The organism is Geobacillus sp. LEMMY01, from assembly GCF_002042905.1.
Taxonomy (GTDB): domain Bacteria; phylum Bacillota; class Bacilli; order Bacillales; family Anoxybacillaceae; genus Geobacillus; species Geobacillus proteiniphilus.
The window spans coordinates 106,667-122,963 of sequence record NZ_MVKA01000002.1; the positions used below are offsets into that span (position 1 = coordinate 106,667).

The 16,297-nt window shown below is 56.2% G+C and carries 15 protein-coding genes; 1 reads left to right on the plus strand and 14 read right to left on the minus strand.

The window, feature by feature from the left end:
- Positions 1-3: 3 nt before the first annotated feature.
- Both B1A75_RS02150 and B1A75_RS02155 read right to left on the minus strand, forming a co-directional pair.
- Positions 4-807, minus strand: coding sequence for a rhomboid family intramembrane serine protease (locus B1A75_RS02150; RefSeq protein ID WP_079935660.1), 804 nt, complete (start codon positions 805-807; stop codon positions 4-6).
- Positions 808-905: 98 nt separating this feature from the next.
- Positions 906-1,445: an IS630 family transposase gene (locus B1A75_RS02155; protein ID WP_079935661.1), complete on the minus strand. Its 540-nt coding sequence runs from the start codon at positions 1,443-1,445 to the stop codon at positions 906-908.
- A 126-nt stretch (positions 1,446-1,571) separates the two neighbouring features.
- On the opposite strand from B1A75_RS02155, the gene B1A75_RS02160 reads away from it, so the two are divergent.
- On the plus strand, positions 1,572-2,705 hold the full coding sequence (locus tag B1A75_RS02160) for an IS4 family transposase (RefSeq protein ID WP_079935662.1): 1,134 nt from the start codon (positions 1,572-1,574) through the stop codon (positions 2,703-2,705).
- Between the two features lie 281 nt (positions 2,706-2,986).
- Here B1A75_RS02160 and pyrE read toward each other — a convergent pair whose 3' ends face one another.
- The 12 genes from pyrE to lspA all read right to left on the minus strand — a co-directional run bounded on the left by pyrE (position 2,987) and on the right by lspA (position 16,223).
- The gene (pyrE, locus tag B1A75_RS02165) at positions 2,987-3,610 is read right to left on the minus strand and encodes an orotate phosphoribosyltransferase (protein WP_079935663.1); all 624 of its coding nucleotides are present in this window, start codon (positions 3,608-3,610) and stop codon (positions 2,987-2,989) included.
- Positions 3,607-4,326, minus strand: a complete 720-nt coding sequence (gene pyrF, locus B1A75_RS02170; RefSeq protein WP_079935664.1) for an orotidine-5'-phosphate decarboxylase — start codon at positions 4,324-4,326, stop codon at positions 3,607-3,609. Before pyrF ends, pyrE begins: the two co-directional genes overlap by 4 nt.
- Positions 4,298-5,239, minus strand: a complete 942-nt coding sequence (locus tag B1A75_RS02175; protein ID WP_079935665.1) for a dihydroorotate dehydrogenase — start codon at positions 5,237-5,239, stop codon at positions 4,298-4,300. Before B1A75_RS02175 ends, pyrF begins: the two co-directional genes overlap by 29 nt.
- Positions 5,236-6,009 carry a dihydroorotate dehydrogenase electron transfer subunit gene (locus tag B1A75_RS02180; protein WP_033025052.1) on the minus strand — a complete coding sequence of 258 codons (774 nt, stop codon included), beginning with the start codon at positions 6,007-6,009 and terminating at the stop codon, positions 5,236-5,238. The genes B1A75_RS02175 and B1A75_RS02180 overlap by 4 nt, the downstream gene beginning before the upstream one ends.
- On the minus strand, positions 6,006-9,203 hold the full coding sequence (gene carB / locus B1A75_RS02185; protein ID WP_079935666.1) for a carbamoyl-phosphate synthase large subunit: 3,198 nt from the start codon (positions 9,201-9,203) through the stop codon (positions 6,006-6,008). Before carB ends, B1A75_RS02180 begins: the two co-directional genes overlap by 4 nt.
- Entirely contained in the window at positions 9,196-10,290 is a 1,095-nt protein-coding gene (locus B1A75_RS02190; RefSeq protein ID WP_079935667.1) for a carbamoyl phosphate synthase small subunit, read from the minus strand. Before B1A75_RS02190 ends, carB begins: the two co-directional genes overlap by 8 nt.
- Positions 10,291-10,292: 2 nt before the next feature.
- Positions 10,293-11,579, minus strand: a complete 1,287-nt coding sequence (locus tag B1A75_RS02195; RefSeq protein WP_074044468.1) for a dihydroorotase — start codon at positions 11,577-11,579, stop codon at positions 10,293-10,295.
- Positions 11,542-12,468 (minus strand): aspartate carbamoyltransferase catalytic subunit, encoded by a 927-nt coding sequence (locus tag B1A75_RS02200; protein ID WP_079935668.1) that lies wholly within the window; start codon positions 12,466-12,468, stop codon positions 11,542-11,544. Before B1A75_RS02200 ends, B1A75_RS02195 begins: the two co-directional genes overlap by 38 nt.
- Positions 12,469-12,636: 168 nt before the next feature.
- Positions 12,637-13,935 (minus strand): solute carrier family 23 protein, encoded by a 1,299-nt coding sequence (locus B1A75_RS02205; protein WP_011230648.1) that lies wholly within the window; start codon positions 13,933-13,935, stop codon positions 12,637-12,639.
- Positions 13,936-14,092: 157 nt separating this feature from the next.
- Positions 14,093-14,632, minus strand: a complete 540-nt coding sequence (gene pyrR, locus B1A75_RS02210; protein ID WP_074044474.1) for a bifunctional pyr operon transcriptional regulator/uracil phosphoribosyltransferase PyrR — start codon at positions 14,630-14,632, stop codon at positions 14,093-14,095.
- Between the two features lie 184 nt (positions 14,633-14,816).
- Entirely contained in the window at positions 14,817-15,731 is a 915-nt protein-coding gene (locus B1A75_RS02215; RefSeq protein WP_079935669.1) for an RluA family pseudouridine synthase, read from the minus strand.
- Entirely contained in the window at positions 15,732-16,223 is a 492-nt protein-coding gene (lspA, locus tag B1A75_RS02220) for a signal peptidase II (protein WP_079935670.1), read from the minus strand.
- Positions 16,224-16,297 lie beyond the last annotated feature (74 nt).

The following is a 16,297-nucleotide window of genomic DNA, read 5'->3' on the forward strand; positions in this document are numbered from 1 at the left end:
CGCTCAACTAGCACCACGGGTAAGAATAAATAATCCTCCGGTTATTCCCGTTGCAAAAAATAAAAATGTGAATTTAGCTGAACCGTAGATTCGTTCAAGCGGAGGTCCAAAAATTATTAAGCTGGCTACATTCGACAAGAGATGTTCTGTTCCGCCAATTTGTACAAAAATAGATGTAATAAGACGAAACCATTCTGCTGGTGCTGTATCTGTTGTTTGGATAGCGCCAAAACGCCGGGCTGTTTCTAAATCAGTTGGGCCATTACCAAAATAATAGGTCGTAAGCTGTATAATAATGATTGCACATACTAAGAAAAATACAGCGGGATAACGACGAATAAATGTTCGTAAATTTTCATATCTAGTAAAAACCGTCATTGGTTCTGACTTAAACCTTCTAAATAATGGCCGTGAAGAGTCAGCCATAATAATTTTTTTTAATTCATCTTCTATGTAAATATCAATATCTGCCTGCCTAATGTTTTTTAATTTTATGTTGGCTTCTAACTCGTTTTTCACTTTTTCTTTTAAACTTTCGAGTAATTGATGGTTGATATTTCCTGTACTCTCAAACCTATTTTTTAAAAAATTTAACGACTTAGGATTATTAATTATAATTTTCTGTATTTCCGTTCTCAATTTTTTTTGGCGCCCTGTTATGGTGTCTAGTATGTTTATCTTAAGTTGGGTTTTAATTGCCTTTTTCAATGTTGGGCTGGTTCCGAAAAATGACAAAATCACTAATAAAACTACTATGAGCAAGCCGATTGTATCTGTGGAGTTAATTATCAAATTTGCCCCTTCCACTATGGGTCTCTCTCCTCTCTGGCTAATTAACTATTCTTAGGCAAATTGATTGTATAACGATTACTATATACATGCAACATGAAGAGTTAACTTCTCAGTCATCCTGCACACCCTAAGCGCTGCAGCACTTCCTCCGGACGTTCGTGGATGTAGTTGACAAACCGAGTAATGGCTTGAATGATATCGTTGCGATCCTTGTGAAATACATTGGCAATCACCGTATCTTTCAGCCATTTCCATAAGCGTTCGATCGGGTTCAGTTGCGGAGAATACGGAGGAAGGTAAATAAAGTGAAAACACTGTCCTTCTTCCCGCAAAAACTCCTTGACCATTTTGGCATGGTGAATGCGGGCGTTATCCAACACCAAAACCATGAGACGGTCTAAATAGCGCTGTTTGAGCATTCTCAAGAAATCCAAGAACGTCGCGGCATTGGCAGCGGTCGTTTGATGAAGCACCGTTTCACCATCATGGACGTTGACCGCGCCAAACAGCGATACGTGGGCATGATGGCCAAACGTCGGCACTTGTTTTTGGCGGCCGACTTCCGACCATGTGGACCGCAAGACATGGTAAGAGCGGATATGGGTTTCATCGATGGACAGAAGAACAGCATCTTCTGTCTCCTTGGTGATCAAGTTTTTTTTTTTTTATCAGATCCCAGGCGTGTTGATTATCCAATAAAATCCAAAGGGTATAGAAAAAAGAGCACCTTTCCTGTAGAATGTGAGTAACGACACAAACAAACCTAGGAGGTGCTCTCTATGAACAAGCATACCACACTCCCGAATTTGATGCAAAAACTTGTTTCGGATGAAGAGATTCAACGGATTGCCGAAGCGGTTGGGTATCGTGATTCGTCTCGAACCTTTACGTTGCGCGAGTTGATTCACTTCTTCCTGCTGGCCGCCATGCATCAATGGAAAAGCTTTCGCCAYGGAGCYGAYGTGGGGCCTCTGTATGGATTGCCGCGATTCCATTATTCCACAGTATCCAAGAAAGCGAAAGAAGTTCCCTATGACATCATGAAACGCTTGTTGGCGTTGATCATTTCCAAGTGCAACCGCCAAACCCGCCGCTCGCTTCGGTTTCCCAAACCGCTTCGGGTGGTGGATTCGACGACCGTCACRGTCGGGAAAAACCGCCTCCCATGGGCTCCGTATCACGGCGAACGCGCCGGAGTGAAGCTGCACGTCGCGTATTCGCCGGAATCCTCGYTGCCGGCAGACGTGGTGGAAACGACCGGGCTGCGTCACGATGGCCCAGTGGGAGAACAGTTGACGAACCCTCAACAAGTGCTCGTGGAAGACCGGGCGTATTTCAAAATCGAACGCCTCGATCGATTTGTAGAGCAGCATCAGCTGTTTGTCATTCGGATGAAGGACAACATCGAACTTCATCAGAAAAAAAGCTTGAACCGCCTTCCGAGCGCATCTTCATCGGTTCAAGCCGACTTCACGTGCCAGTTGGGAACGAAACAATACCGCTCCACCAAGCGTCACCGGGTGGTGATCTTTCGAGATGCGAATGGCCGCGACATTCGGGTCGTGACGAACCTCTTCCATGCGTCTGCGGAAACCATTGCCGACATGTACCAACAACGTTGGACTGTTGAGGTCTTTTTCCGTTGGGTGGAGCAATATCTGAATGTCCCGACCTTGTTTGGCACGACGGAAAATGCGGTATACAACCAACTGTTTGCGGCATTCATCGCGTATGTGCTGTTGCGATGGCTGTATGATCAAACCAAAAAACGGACGAACGTCTCTCTTTCCTTCATTTCGTTCGTTCGCCGTTTTTTCTCTGGGCAGCTTCCTCTCGATTGGAAATCCGGGATGGCCGCTGCTTTGTTTGAGTATGCCCAAATTTATGGAAGGCGTATGTCTAATTTTGGATAATCAACACTCGTGTAGCGGCATATTGTTTTTGAAGTTTGGCTGGATCTGTAGTAAAATGAAAGTGCTCTTGCATGGGGGATCTCTCCTTTCGAATGTTGGGTGACACTTTCATTCTACTGGAGATCCGCCAGCAAGGGCTATTTTTATGCTTGATCAAGTTTATCTAGCACCACGGGTGAAATAAAAAATTCTTTCTTTCAGCCCTGCTAGGGTGCGAAATGTGAGGTGAAATTTCATCAAAAAGGGGCTTTTGCGTCAGCCCCTTTTCGCTTGCGTTGATTTTATTTCCCCCACTCCTCCGGATTCTCCCGCCATTTTCGCAATGTCGCCAAGTCGTGCTCGCTGACGGCGCCAAGGCGGACGGCCGTTTCGATGAGGGTGTTGTAGTCCGTAAGCGTGTAGGCAGGCAAATTCTCTTCGGCAAACGCCTGTTTCGCTTTTTCGAGCCCGTATGTGAAAATGGCGGCGACGCCCAGCACCTCACAGCCCGCTTCTTTCAAGGCGCGGACGGCCGCAAGCGAGCTGCCGCCCGTCGAGATTAAGTCTTCGATGACGACGACGCGCTGGCCCGGTTCGGCTTGGCCTTCGATTTGTTTTCCTTTGCCGTGCGCTTTCGCCTGGCTGCGGACGTAGCACATCGGCAGCCCGAGCCGTTCGCTCACCCAAGCGGCGTGCGGGATGCCGGCGGTTGCCGTGCCGGCGATGAGATCCGCTTCGGGAAACTGGGTGCGGATGAGTTCGGCGAGGCCGGCGGCGATCAGGCGGCGCACGTCGGGGTAAGCGAGCGTCAGGCGGTTGTCGCAGTAAATCGGCGATTTCAAGCCCGAGGACCAGGTAAACGGTTCGTTCGGCTGCAGGGCGACCGCCCCGATTTCAAGCAATTTGGCGGCGATGTCGTGTTTCATTCTTTCTCTCCTCCGTTCCATTCGTGCTGCAGGCGTTCGTAGGCTTTCAGCGGATCGGCGGCGCGGGTGAGGCTGCGGCCGACGACAATGTAGTCGGCGCCGAGCTCGCGGGCGCGCTTTGGCGTGACGACGCGCACTTGGTCGTGCGCTGCCTCATCGGCAAAGCGGATGCCCGGGGTGACGGCGAGGAACGAGGCGCCGCACCGTTCTTTGATGAGCGGCGCTTCGTTCGCCGAGCAGACGACGCCGTCAAGGCCGCTTTCGTTCGCCAAGGCGGCGTAATGGCCGACTATTTCCACAAGCGGGCGGGAAATCCACAGCTCCTCATGAAGCATCCGCTCGTCCGTGCTCGTCAGCTGGGTGACGGCGATGCAGCGCGGTCGGGCGGCGCCGCTTGGCGTGCCGGCGTCAAGCCCCTCGATCGCCGCTTCCATCATGCGCCGGCCGCCGGCGGCGTGGACGTTCACCAAATCGGCGCCGACACGGGCGAGCCCTTTCATCGCCTGTTTCACCGTATTTGGGATGTCATGCAGTTTTAAGTCTAAAAAGACGGCATGTCCTTGTTCTTTGAGAAACGCGACGATGGCTGGACCTTCCTGATAGTACAGCTCCATGCCGACTTTGACGAACAGCGGCGTTCCGGCAAACGGCCGCAAAAACCGCTCCACCTCTTGTTTTGATGGGAAATCAAGCGCGACAATGAACGGCGTGTGCACCGGTCTTCCAGCTCCTTCCTATGCATTCGGAAATGTGGCCGATCCCGAGGTCGTCCAACAGCGCCGGCAGGTCGGCGATGATCGTCGGGCAGACGAACGGATCGACGAAGTTGGCCGTGCCGACCGCAACCGCGCTCGCGCCGGCGTAGAAAAACTCGAGCACGTCTTCCGCCGTTTGAATGCCGCCCATGCCGATGATCGGAATCGACACCGCTTGGCTCACTTCATAAATCATGCGAATGGCGATTGGTTTGACCGCCGGGCCAGATAAGCCGCCGGTGCCGTTGGCCAAAATCGGCCGGCCGGTTTTCACGTCGATGCGCATGCCAACGAGCGTGTTGATCATCGTCAAGCCATCGGCGCCCGCTTGTTCAATGGCTTTCGCCATCGCGACGATGTCCGTCACGTTAGGCGACAGCTTCACATACACTGGGACAGCCGACACTTCCTTGACAAGCCGCGTCAGCTCGGCGGCCACCTCCGGCACGGTGCCGAAGGTGATGCCGCCTTTTTTCACGTTCGGGCAAGAAATGTTGAGCTCTAACGCATGGACGTTCGGCGCTTTGGAAATCGCTTCGGCTACCTCGACGTACTCTTCCACCGTCGAGCCAGCGATGTTGGCGATGATCGGTACGTCAAACTGTTCAAGCCACGGCAGTTCTTCCGTCAGCACCTTGTCAAGGCCGGGGTTTTGCAGGCCGATGGCGTTTAACATCCCGCCCGGCGTTTCTGCCACCCGGGGCGTCGGGTTGCCAAAGCGCGGCTCTTTTGTCGTCGCCTTGATCATCATGGCGCCTAACACGCTTAAATCGTAAAACTGGGCGTACTCGCGGCCAAACCCGAAACAGCCGGACGCCGGCATGATCGGGTTTTTGAGGGAAAGACCCGGCAGTTCGACCGCCAGCCGGTTCATAATACCACCTCCCCGGCCCGAAACACCGGGCCGTCGCTGCATACTTTTTTATACGCCGTCTCGCTCCCTGGCACATGGCAGACGCAGGCGAAACACGCCCCGACGCCGCAGCCCATCCGCTCCTCGAGCGACACGTACACCGGCCGGTTCGGAAACCGTTCCGCAAGCGCCCGAAGCATCGGCTTCGGACCGCAGGCGTACAAGACGTCAAACTCAAGCGAGCGCGCTTCGATCACATCGGTGACGCGCCCGGCCGTTCCGTGCGAGCCGTCATCGGTCGCGACATGCGTCTCGCCGAACGCGGCAAATTCCTCTTCGTAAAAGACCGCCGCTTTCGTTTGAAACCCGAGCACGCTCACCACTTTGACGCCGCGCTTTGTGAGCTGTTTCGCCAGTTCATAGAGCGGCGGGACGCCGATGCCGCCGCCGACTAGCAGCGCCCGGCTGCCCGCCGGCGCGGCCTCGAGCGGAAAGCCGTTGCCGAGCGGGCCGAGCACATCGACCGTGTCGCCCGGCTGTTTTTGCGCCAACAGCGCCGTGCCTTTCCCTTCCTGGCGGTAAATGATCGTGCATTGCCCCTGCTTGTGGTCGATATGGCAAAGGCTGAGCGGGCGGCGCAGGAGCGGATCGGCGGATGCGGCCACTTTCACATGAACGAACTGGCCCGGTTGGCGCATCTCTTGCACGAGGCGGCCTGAAAGCGTCAATTCATACGTCCGCTCGGCGATCAACCGCTGGCTTGCGACCGTCATTCGTTCGCGGCCGATCATGACCGCACCAGCCCTTCCGTCATCGCCGTCGTTGAAAACGTCATCGATTCGAGCACTTGCAGCATCGCCCGGGCCGTATCGAGCGACGTCAAGCACGGGATGCCGTTTTCGACCGCTTCGCGGCGGATGCGGAAGCCGTCGCTTTCCGGCTGCTTTCCTTTCGTCAGCGTGTTGATGACGACTTGCGCCTTCCCTTGGCGGATGACATCCAAAATGTTCGGCGACGCCGAGTGGATTTTATTGACGACCGTCACCGGAATGCCGGCCGCTTTCAACGTTTCCGCCGTGCCGTTCGTCGCCAACAGCTGGTAGCCGATGTCGGCAAAGCGGCGCGCCAGCTCGACCGCTTCTTCTTTGTCTTTGTCGGCCACCGTCAACAGCACCGCTCCGTGCGGCTGGATATGGATGCCCGAGGCGACAAGCCCCTTATAGAGCGCTTTTTCAAACGTCACGTCCTTGCCGATCACTTCGCCGGTCGATTTCATTTCCGGGCCGAGCGAAATGTCGACGTTGCGCAATTTCGCAAACGAGAACACCGGCACTTTCACGTACACGCCAGGGCGCACCGGGCAGACGCCCGTCTCATAGCCCATCTCGGCGAGCTTCGTCCCTAAAATGGCTTTCGTGGCGAGATTCGCCATCGGCACGCCGGTGATTTTGCTTAAAAACGGCACCGTGCGGCTTGAGCGCGGGTTCACTTCCAAGACGTAGACATCGCTTCCCGAGACGACAAACTGAATGTTCAACAGCCCGACAATATGCAGCCCGCGCGCCAGTCGGATCGTGTAATCCGCGATCTTGTCGATCACTTCCGCGCTTAATGTCTGGGGCGGGTAGACGGCAATCGAATCGCCGGAATGGACGCCGGCCCGCTCGATATGTTCCATGATCCCGGGGATGACGACCGTCTCGCCGTCGGCGATGGCATCGACTTCGACTTCCTTGCCGGTGATGTAGCGGTCGACAAGCACTGGGTGCTGCGGATTGACGCGCACGGCGTGTTCCATGTAATGAAGCAGCTCGCCGCGATTGTACACGATTTCCATCGCCCGGCCGCCGAGCACGTACGAAGGACGGACGAGCACCGGGTAGCCGATTTCTTCGGCGATGGCGACCGCTTCTTCGACCGAAACGGCGGTTTTGCCGGCCGGTTTGGGAATGCCGAGTTCCGAGAGCGCCTGTTCAAATTTGTCGCGGTCTTCGGCGCGGTCCAAATCTTCGAGCGTCGTCCCAAGCAAGCGGACGCCGCGCGCCTCGAGTTCCGCCGCCAAGTTGATGGCCGTCTGACCGCCGAATTGGACGATGACGCCGACCGGCTGCTCGAGGTCGATGACATGCATCACGTCTTCGGCCGTCAGCGGCTCGAAATACAGTTTGTCCGACGTGCTGAAGTCGGTCGAGACCGTTTCCGGGTTGTTGTTGATGATGATCGCCTCATAGCCGGCCTGCTTAATGGCCCAGACGCAATGGACGGTCGCATAGTCAAATTCGATCCCTTGGCCGATGCGGATCGGGCCGGAGCCAAGCACGATGACGCTCGGTTTTTCCGTCACGATCGATTCGTTTTCTTCCTCGTACGTGCTGTAGTAGTACGGCGTTTCCGACGTGAATTCGGCTGCGCACGTATCGACCATTTTGTACACCGGCATGATGCCTTGTTGGCGGCGCAGCGCGTAAATGTCGCGCTCCGTTTGCCCCCATAGCGCCGCCACGGCCGCATCCGAGAACCCAAGCGCTTTCGCTTTCTTTAACACGTCAAGGTCGCCCGGGTGGTTTTTCAAGACCGTTTCCATCTCAATAATGTTTTGAATCTTATGCAGGAAAAAGCGGTCGATTTGGCTCCATTCATGCAGCGTCTCCACCGTCACCCCGCGGCGGAGCGCCTCGGCGATGTAAAAGAGCCGCTCATCGCCCGCCTTGCGGATCCGTTTTTCGATCACGTCGTCGGCGGCCGTTTTCGCCTCGTTCAATTCCAGATGATGCACTCCGATCTCGAGCGAACGAACGGCTTTTAACAGCGATTCTTCGAACGTCCGGCCGATCGCCATCACTTCGCCGGTCGCTTTCATTTGCGTGCCCAACCGGCGGTTCGCCGATTCAAATTTGTCAAACGGAAAGCGCGGAATTTTCGTCACCACATAGTCGAGCGCCGGCTCGAAGCAGGCGTACGTTTTCCCGGTGACCGGGTTGATCATTTCGTCAAGCGTCAGCCCGACGGCGATTTTCGCCGCCAGTTTCGCGATCGGATACCCCGTCGCTTTTGACGCCAGCGCCGACGAGCGGCTGACGCGCGGGTTCACTTCAATGACGTAATAGCGGAAGCTGTCCGGGTCGAGCGCCAGCTGGACGTTGCAGCCGCCTTCGATGCCAAGGGCGCGGATGATTTTCAGCGACGCGTTCCGCAACAGCTGGTATTCGCGGTCGCTTAACGTCTGGCTCGGGGCGACGACGATCGAGTCACCCGTATGAATGCCGACCGGGTCGATATTTTCCATGTTGCAGACGACGATGGCGTTGTCGTTGGCGTCGCGCATCACTTCGTATTCAATCTCCTTGTAGCCGGCGATGCTCCGTTCAAGCAGGCATTGGTGCACCGGGCTCATCTTCAAGCCGGTTGACACAATCTCGACGAGCTCTTCTTCGTTCGTGCAAATGCCGCCGCCCGTGCCGCCGAGCGTGAACGCCGGGCGGACGATGACCGGATAGCCGATTTGTTCGACAAAGGCGTATGCCTCTTCCAAGCTGTGAATAATCGCGCTTTCCGGCACCGGCTCGCCAAGCTCGTTCATAAGGGCGCGGAACTGTTCGCGGTCTTCCGCTTTTTCAATCGCCTCAAGCTTCGTGCCGAGAATTTCCACGCCGCACTCCTGAAGCACCCCGGCTTTTGCGAGCTCAACCGCCAAGTTGAGGCCGGTCTGGCCGCCAAGCGTCGGCAAAATCGCATCCGGCCGCTCTTTGCGGATGATGCGGGCGACAAAATCGAGCGTCAGCGGCTCCATATACACTTTATCAGCGATTTCCGTATCGGTCATGATCGTCGCTGGGTTTGAGTTCACCAGAATGACTTTGTATCCTTCTTCTTTTAGGGCTAAGCACGCTTGCGTCCCCGCGTAGTCGAACTCGGCCGCCTGGCCGATGACGATCGGCCCCGAGCCGATGACTAAAATTGTTTCAATGTCGCGGCGTTTAGGCATGGATGACTTCCCCTTTCTTGTTGAACTCGCGGATGAGCGCCAAAAACTCGTCAAACAGCGGATTCGCATCTTCCGGGCCCGGCGAGGCTTCCGGATGGTATTGCACCGTAAACGCCGGAACGTCCAAATGGCGGAGCCCTTCGACCGTGCCGTCATTTAAGGCGATATGCGTCACCTCAAGCCGGGTGCCAGAAAGCGACTCGTGCGTGACGGTATAGCCATGGTTTTGCGACGTGATGGCGACTTTGCCGGTGCGCAAGTCTTTCACCGGATGGTTCGAGCCGCGATGGCCGAATTTCATTTTCTCCGTGTTCGCGCCGCATGCCAACGCGAACAATTGATGGCCGAGGCAGATGCCAAAGAGCGGCACTTTGCCGAGAATCCCGCGAATCATCTCGATCGCTTCCGGCACGTCTTTCGGGTCGCCGGGGCCGTTTGAGAGCATCACCCCGTCCGGATGCCAGCTGAGCACCTCTTCAGCGGTGGCGTTGTACGGCAAGACGATCACATCGCAATTTCGCTTGTTCAGTTCGCGCAAAATGCCGTGTTTCATCCCGAAATCAATCAAGACGATGCGCTCACCGCGCCCCGGGCTCGGGTAGGCGCTTTTCGTTGAGACGCGCCGCACTTGGTCGCGCGGCCACTCCATCGCCCGCAGCTTGGCTGCTGCTTCCACCGGATCGACATCTAGCCCACAGATCATCCCTTTTAACGTTCCGTATTGGCGGATAAGGCGCGTCAGTTTGCGCGTGTCGATGCCGGAAAGGCCAGGGATGCCTTTTTCTTTCAAATACTCGTCCAACGTCAGCTCCCCGCGCCAGTTCGACGGGGTCGGGCACGCTTCTTTGACGATGAACCCGTGTACGTACGGGCGGATCGCTTCAAAGTCGTCGCGGTTGATGCCGTAGTTGCCGATCAATGGATATGTCATCGTCACGATTTGCCCGCAATACGATGGATCGGTCAAAATTTCTTGGTATCCGGTCATGCCGGTGTTAAAGACGACTTCCCCGGTCGTCTCTTTCAAGCTGCCAAACGCTTCGCCGACAAAAAACGAACCATCTTCTAAAATCAGCTGCCGTTTCATATTTACGCCCTTCCTTTCTCCCATACGAGTGTACCGCCGACAAACGTCATCACCGGCCAGCCTTGGCACACCCAGCCGGCAAACGGCGTATTTTTCCCTTTGGACGCAAACGTCTCGGGATCAATCGCTTCTTCTGTTTCCAAATCAATGACCGCAATATCCGCCGGCGCCCCGACGGCAAGCCGCCCGGCCTTGAGGCCGAAACATTGCGCCGGCTTGATCGTCAGCCAATCGACAAGCTGCTTTAATGTAAACACGCCTGTTTTGACGAAATGGGTATATAAGAGCGGAAACGCCGTTTCGAGCCCAACGATGCCAAACGGCGCCGCCTCGATTCCTTTCGCTTTTTCCGCAGCCGTATGCGGCGCGTGGTCCGTGGCGATAAAATCGATCGTGCCGTCGAGCAGCCCTTCCATGAGCGCTTCACGGTCCGCGCGGCTGCGCAGCGGTGGGTTCATTTTGTAGTTCGCATCAAGCCCTGGAATATCCTCATCGCACAAGAGCAGATGGTGCGGCGTCACTTCGGCGGTGACGCGGATGCCGGCCCGCTTGGCGTCGCGGACGACACGCACCGACTCTTTCGTGCTGATATGGCAGACGTGATAATGGCATCCGGCTGCCTCGGCAAGCAAGACGTCGCGGGCGATATGCACCGCCTCGCAGACGGACGGGATGCCGGCGAGCCCGTACCGGCGGGCGAAATCGCCGTCATGCACCGATCCGCCGTTTGTCAGCGTGTCGTCCTCGCAATGGGCGACGATCGCCATATCGAGCGCCGCCGCCTGTTTCATCGCTTCGAACATCATCCCAGCCGACTGGACGCCGACGCCGTCATCGGTAAAGGCGAATGCCCCCGCCGCTTTTAAGGCGGCAAAATCGGTCAGCTCTTCTCCCCTTTGCCCAATGGTAATCGCTGCATAAGGGAGCACATTGACATGCGCGGTTTCGTGGATGCGTCGCACGAGCCATTCCATCTGTTCTTTCCGATCCGGCACCGGGTTCGTGTTCGGCATGGCGGCAACCGTCGTAAATCCGCCTTTTGCCGCGGCGAGCGTGCCCGTTTCAATCGTTTCTTTCGCTTCGCCGCCCGGTTCGCGCAAATGAACGTGCAAGTCGATCAGGCCGGGAACGATGAGACGGCCGCCAACGTCGATAACGTCCTCCTCATTCGCTTCTAGCGGCTGTTCATAGAGGATCGCCGCAATGTTTCCGTGTTCGATTTTGATATGTGTCCGCACCAATTCCCCATCTTTATTGAACGACATGCCATTGCTCAGCCATACGCCCATGCTCCATTCTCCCTTCCATTGCCCGTTTTAAGACAGCCATCCGGACGTAGACGCCGTTTTCCATTTGTTTAAAAATGCGCGATGCCTTTGCTTCCACAAGTTCGCTTGCGATTTCGACTCCGCGGTTGACCGGCGCCGGGTGCAAGATGATGGCACCCACTTTCATCCGCCGCGCCCGCTCAAGCGTCAGCCCATACCGCACATGGTACTCTTCTTTTGTCAGCCCCATCGCCTCTGCATGGCGTTCATGTTGGATGCGCAAAAGCATCACAACATCGGCGCGGGCGATGGCTTCGTCGACTTCGACGTACGTCCCGTACGGATTCGTTTCATCTTTCCACTCTGCCGGTCCGGAAAACAGGACGTTTGCCCCCAACCTTGTCAACACTTCCGCATTGGAGCGGGCGACGCGGCTATGACGGATGTCGCCGATGATTGCCACCGTCAAACCGGTGAAGGAGCCAAACTCTTGGCGGATCGTCAATAAATCCAAGAGCGACTGGGTCGGATGGTGCCCGCAGCCGTCGCCGGCGTTGATGATCGGAATGCCGACCGCATGGCGGAGCGCTTCGAAATACGCATCTTCGTGATGGCGGATGACAACCGCATCGACGCCGATCGCCTCAAGCGTCCGTACGGTATCGTACAGCGTCTCCCCTTTTTGCACGCTCGAGCGTTCCGGGTCAAATGGAATGACATGAAGCCCAAGCTTCCGTTCCGCCATCTCGAAGCTGCATTTCGTGCGCGTGCTCGGTTCGAAAAACAAGTTGGCGACGTACATCGGCGCCGCCGGGCGCCAGATGCGCCCGCTGCGGAACGCTTCCGCTTCATCGAGCAAACGGTGGATTTCATCAAGCGGCAGTTCACTTAATGCGAAAAGATGGGTCATCGGTCTCGCTCCTTTTCGTTTTTTCGCGAAAAAAACACCTTGCCGGCCAGGCAAGGTGTGACGATCGGCGCATGGCAGAGCCGAAGAAGGTGCACTCCGGCCCTGGATGCGCCTGTTTTCACACCTTTTTAAGCCTCGCGGGACTTAATTAAAAGGTGCTTTCTCCTATTAGGCGACATGGTCGCTCTGGTTTTCTTCAAATAGGTTTTCCGCGGCTTGCGGACGCCCCGGCAAAATCAAGTTGAGGAGGACGCCGACAATGGCCGAGAGCGCCATCCCGGTAATTTGGAAGCTGTCGCTGATTTTCAGCACCGCTCCGCCGATGCCGATGACCAAGATGACCGAGGCGATGACTAAATTGCGCGTCTGGCCGAAATCGACGCGGCTGTCGATCAACATGCGCAGTCCGGACGAGGCGATGATGCCAAACAGCAAGATCGACACACCGCCCATGACCGGCGTCGGAATCGAGCTGATCAGCGCCGTGATTTTGCCGACGAAGCCGAAAGCGATCGCGATGACCGCCGCGCCGGCCAGCACGTAGACACTGTAGACGCGGGTGATCGCCAGCACACCGATGTTTTCCCCGTACGTCGTTTTCGGCGGACCGCCAAGCAAGGCGGAGATCATCGTCGCCGTTCCGTCCCCTAAAATCGAGCGGTGCAGCCCCGGTTTTTGAATGAGGTCGCGGCCGACGACTTTGCTTAAGACGAGCTGGTGGCCGATATGCTCGGACAAGGTGACGATCGCCACCGGCACCATGAGCATCACGATCTCCCATGTGACGCGCACCGGATAATCGGCAAACGGGATCAAGAAATCCGGCCATTCGAACCATTTCGCCGCCGCCACTTTCGACAAATCGACGAGCCCGACCGCCAACGCGTAGAGATAGCCGACGACAATGCCGACAAGCACCGGAATCAAGCTCAACATGCCGCGCGCGAGCACGGAGCAGACGATCGTGGCCGCGAGCGTCACGAGCGCCACCGAGAAATGGAGCAAGCTGTATTTGCCGTCCGGGCCGTTCATCGCCATCCCGACCGCCGTCCCGGCCAAGCCGAGGCCGATGACGATGATAACTGGGCCGACCACAACCGGCGGCAACAGTTTCATCACCCAGCGGTAGCCGGCTTTTTTAATGATGAGGGCGACAACCCCGTACACCAATCCGGCGAGGAAGCTGCCGATCATGGCCGCTCCCGGGCCGCCAGCCGTTTTCGCCGCGATGATCGGCGCAATGTAGGCGAACGACGAGCCAAGATACGCCGGCACTTGCCATTTCGTAATGAGCAAAAACGCCAATGTTCCGAGCCCGCTTGTCAGCAAGGCGATCGACGGATCTAAGCCGACTAAGTACGGCACTAAAATCGTCGCCCCGAACATGGCGAATAAATGCTGAAGGCTTAATGTGATCCATTGCCCAACGGTCGGGCGGTCTTGAATGTCCAACACCGGTTTGTTCATCTTTCGTCACTCCTTTGATCAAATGAGCGAGGCTTGCTTTCTAGTGTGCACAAAAAAACCCTCTTTGCCCGCGAAGGCGCAAAGAGGGTGCAGAAACAGCCGAAACGATTCCGCCCCTTTTGCAGCCTCACGGGACTGCGCTTAAAAGGGAGCTTCGCTATTTTTCATGAATGGAGACTTGATCGATGCCGTCCACCTCGGAAAGTTCAACGACAATCATTTCCGCACTGGATGTCGGGATGTTTTTGCCGACGAAATCGGCGCGGATCGGGAGTTCCCTGTGGCCGCGGTCAACAAGCACGGCGAGCTGGATGCGCGCCGGGCGGCCCAAATCCATGACCGCATCCATCGCCGCCCGCACCGTCCGGCCGGTGAAGAGCACGTCATCGACTAAAATGACATTCCGCTCGGTCACCGGAAACGGTACATTCGTTCCTTTCACAAGCGGTTCATGGTCGTCCGTCTTCACGGTCAAATCGTCGCGGTACAAGGTGATGTCAAGCTCGCCGACGGGAACGGACGCCCCTTCAATTTGCTCGATCCGCTCCGCCAAGCGGCGCGCCAAATAAATGCCGCGCGTTTTAATTCCGACAAGCACGCAGCCGTCAATGCCTTTGTTTCGTTCGATGATTTCGTGGGCGATGCGCGTCAAAGCGCGGCGAATCGCCTGTTCGTCCATCACGACCGCCTTTTGCATGCAAGCCACCTCCGTTGGCACAAAAAATCCCCCGCCTGTGAAGCGGGGGATGGCGCGCTTATCGCCAAACAAGATGGGCATACATCGCCCTTCTTTGTCATTCCGACCCCTTTTCAGCCTCACAGGACTGAACTTAAAGGTTCCTGTTCACCTGTTTTCATTGTAAAGGGGGCGTGTTCGTTTGTCAATCGTTTTTTCGCAGCCAGTCAAGCAATTCGGCAAACTCCGGCGGCAACGGCGCTTCGAATTCCAAATGCTCGCCGGTGCGCGGATGACGGAAGCCGAGCACCCCGGCGTGAAGCGCCTGGCCGTCGATTGCGAGCGTTTTTTTCGGCCCGTATTGCGGATCCCCGGCAAGCGGGTAGCCGATGTATTTCATATGGACGCGAATTTGGTGCGTCCGACCCGTTTCCAGCTGGCACTCCACATAAGTATAATGGCGAAACCGCTCGAGCACGCGGAAATGGGTGACGGCTTCCTTGCCGTTTTCCTCGGTGACGGCCATTTTCTTTCGATCGCGCTTGTCGCGGCCGATCGGGGCATCGATCGTGCCATAATCGTGTGGAATGACGCCGTGGACGATCGCCTTGTAGCGGCGCGTCACCGTTTTGTTCACAAGCTGCTCGACGAGCGAGCGGTGGGCGGCGTCGTTTTTCGCTACCATCAATAGTCCTGATGTGTCTTTGTCAATCCGATGGACGATGCCGGGGCGAAGCACGCCGTTGATCCCAGACAGGTCGCGGCAATGGGCGAGAAGCGCGTTGACAAGCGTGCCGCGCATATGCCCGGGCGCCGGATGGACGACCATGCCGCGCGGCTTGTTGACGACAAGGACATCCTCATCCTCATAATAAATGTCCAGCGGAATCGGCTCCGGCTCGACATGAAGCGGCTCCGGCTCCGGCGGTGAGACGGCGACCGAGTCGCCCGCCTCGCATTTGTAGTTCGCCTTCACCGCTTGGCCGTTCACGGTCACAAGCCCGTTTTTGATCCATTGCTGCACTTGCGAACGCGACCATTCCTCATTTAACGCCGCGATCACTTTATCAATTCGTTCGCCGTCATATTCGTCTTCGATGTGAAATGTGATCGTGTCCATCTACTCATTCCCTTTCTCTGGTGTCGCGAAAAAAAACATATGGACAAACAGCAAGATGACGCCGACCGTCAGCGCCGAGTCAGCCACGTTGAACACCGGAAAACTGTACGTGCCGATGTACGCGTGGATGAAATCGACCACTTCCTTGCGAAAGACGCGGTCGAGAAAATTGCCAATCGCCCCGCCGAGCATCAGCCCAAGCCCTACGCCTGCCAGGCGTTCGGAAGGCTTCAGGCGGCGAATGTAGATAACGATTCCGGCCGCGACGATGACCGTAATCAAATAAAAGAGCCAAAACTGCCCTTGCAGCATGCCCCACGCCGCGCCGCGATTGCGGTGCGACGTAATATAGAGCGCATTGTCAATGATCGGAATGCTTTCCCCAAGCCGCATATAGCGGACGACAAGCCATTTCGTCCATTGATCGAGGATGACGACCGCCGCCGCAATCCAATAGTATGCCACCGTGCCAAGTCCCCCTGTCCTTCTCATTCATCCTTTTTGCATTGTAGCATAATTCGCCATGGCAAACAAATGAAGCGGCAAGGCCGCGCCAAGGCAGCCTG

Excerpts from the sequence above, each read along its gene's own strand:
- B1A75_RS02190 (WP_079935667.1), bottom strand. The coding sequence starts at position 10,290 with ATGAAACGGCAGCTGATTTTAGAAGATGGTTCGTTTTTTGTCGGCGAA.
- carB (WP_079935666.1), bottom strand. The coding sequence starts at position 9,203 with ATGCCTAAACGCCGCGACATTGAAACAATTTTAGTCATCGGCTCGGGG.
- B1A75_RS02180 (WP_033025052.1), bottom strand. The coding sequence starts at position 6,009 with ATGATCGGCCGCGAACGAATGACGGTCGCAAGCCAGCGGTTGATCGCC.
- B1A75_RS02205 (WP_011230648.1), bottom strand. The coding sequence starts at position 13,935 with ATGAACAAACCGGTGTTGGACATTCAAGACCGCCCGACCGTTGGGCAA.
- B1A75_RS02175 (WP_079935665.1), bottom strand. The coding sequence starts at position 5,239 with ATGAACCGGCTGGCGGTCGAACTGCCGGGTCTTTCCCTCAAAAACCCG.
- B1A75_RS02215 (WP_079935669.1), bottom strand. The coding sequence starts at position 15,731 with ATGGACACGATCACATTTCACATCGAAGACGAATATGACGGCGAACGA.
- pyrE (WP_079935663.1), bottom strand. The coding sequence starts at position 3,610 with ATGAAACACGACATCGCCGCCAAATTGCTTGAAATCGGGGCGGTCGCC.
- B1A75_RS02200 (WP_079935668.1), bottom strand. The coding sequence starts at position 12,468 with ATGACCCATCTTTTCGCATTAAGTGAACTGCCGCTTGATGAAATCCAC.
- B1A75_RS02195 (WP_074044468.1), bottom strand. The coding sequence starts at position 11,579 with ATGGGCGTATGGCTGAGCAATGGCATGTCGTTCAATAAAGATGGGGAA.
- lspA (WP_079935670.1), bottom strand. The coding sequence starts at position 16,223 with ATGAGAAGGACAGGGGGACTTGGCACGGTGGCATACTATTGGATTGCG.
- pyrR (WP_074044474.1), bottom strand. The coding sequence starts at position 14,632 with ATGCAAAAGGCGGTCGTGATGGACGAACAGGCGATTCGCCGCGCTTTG.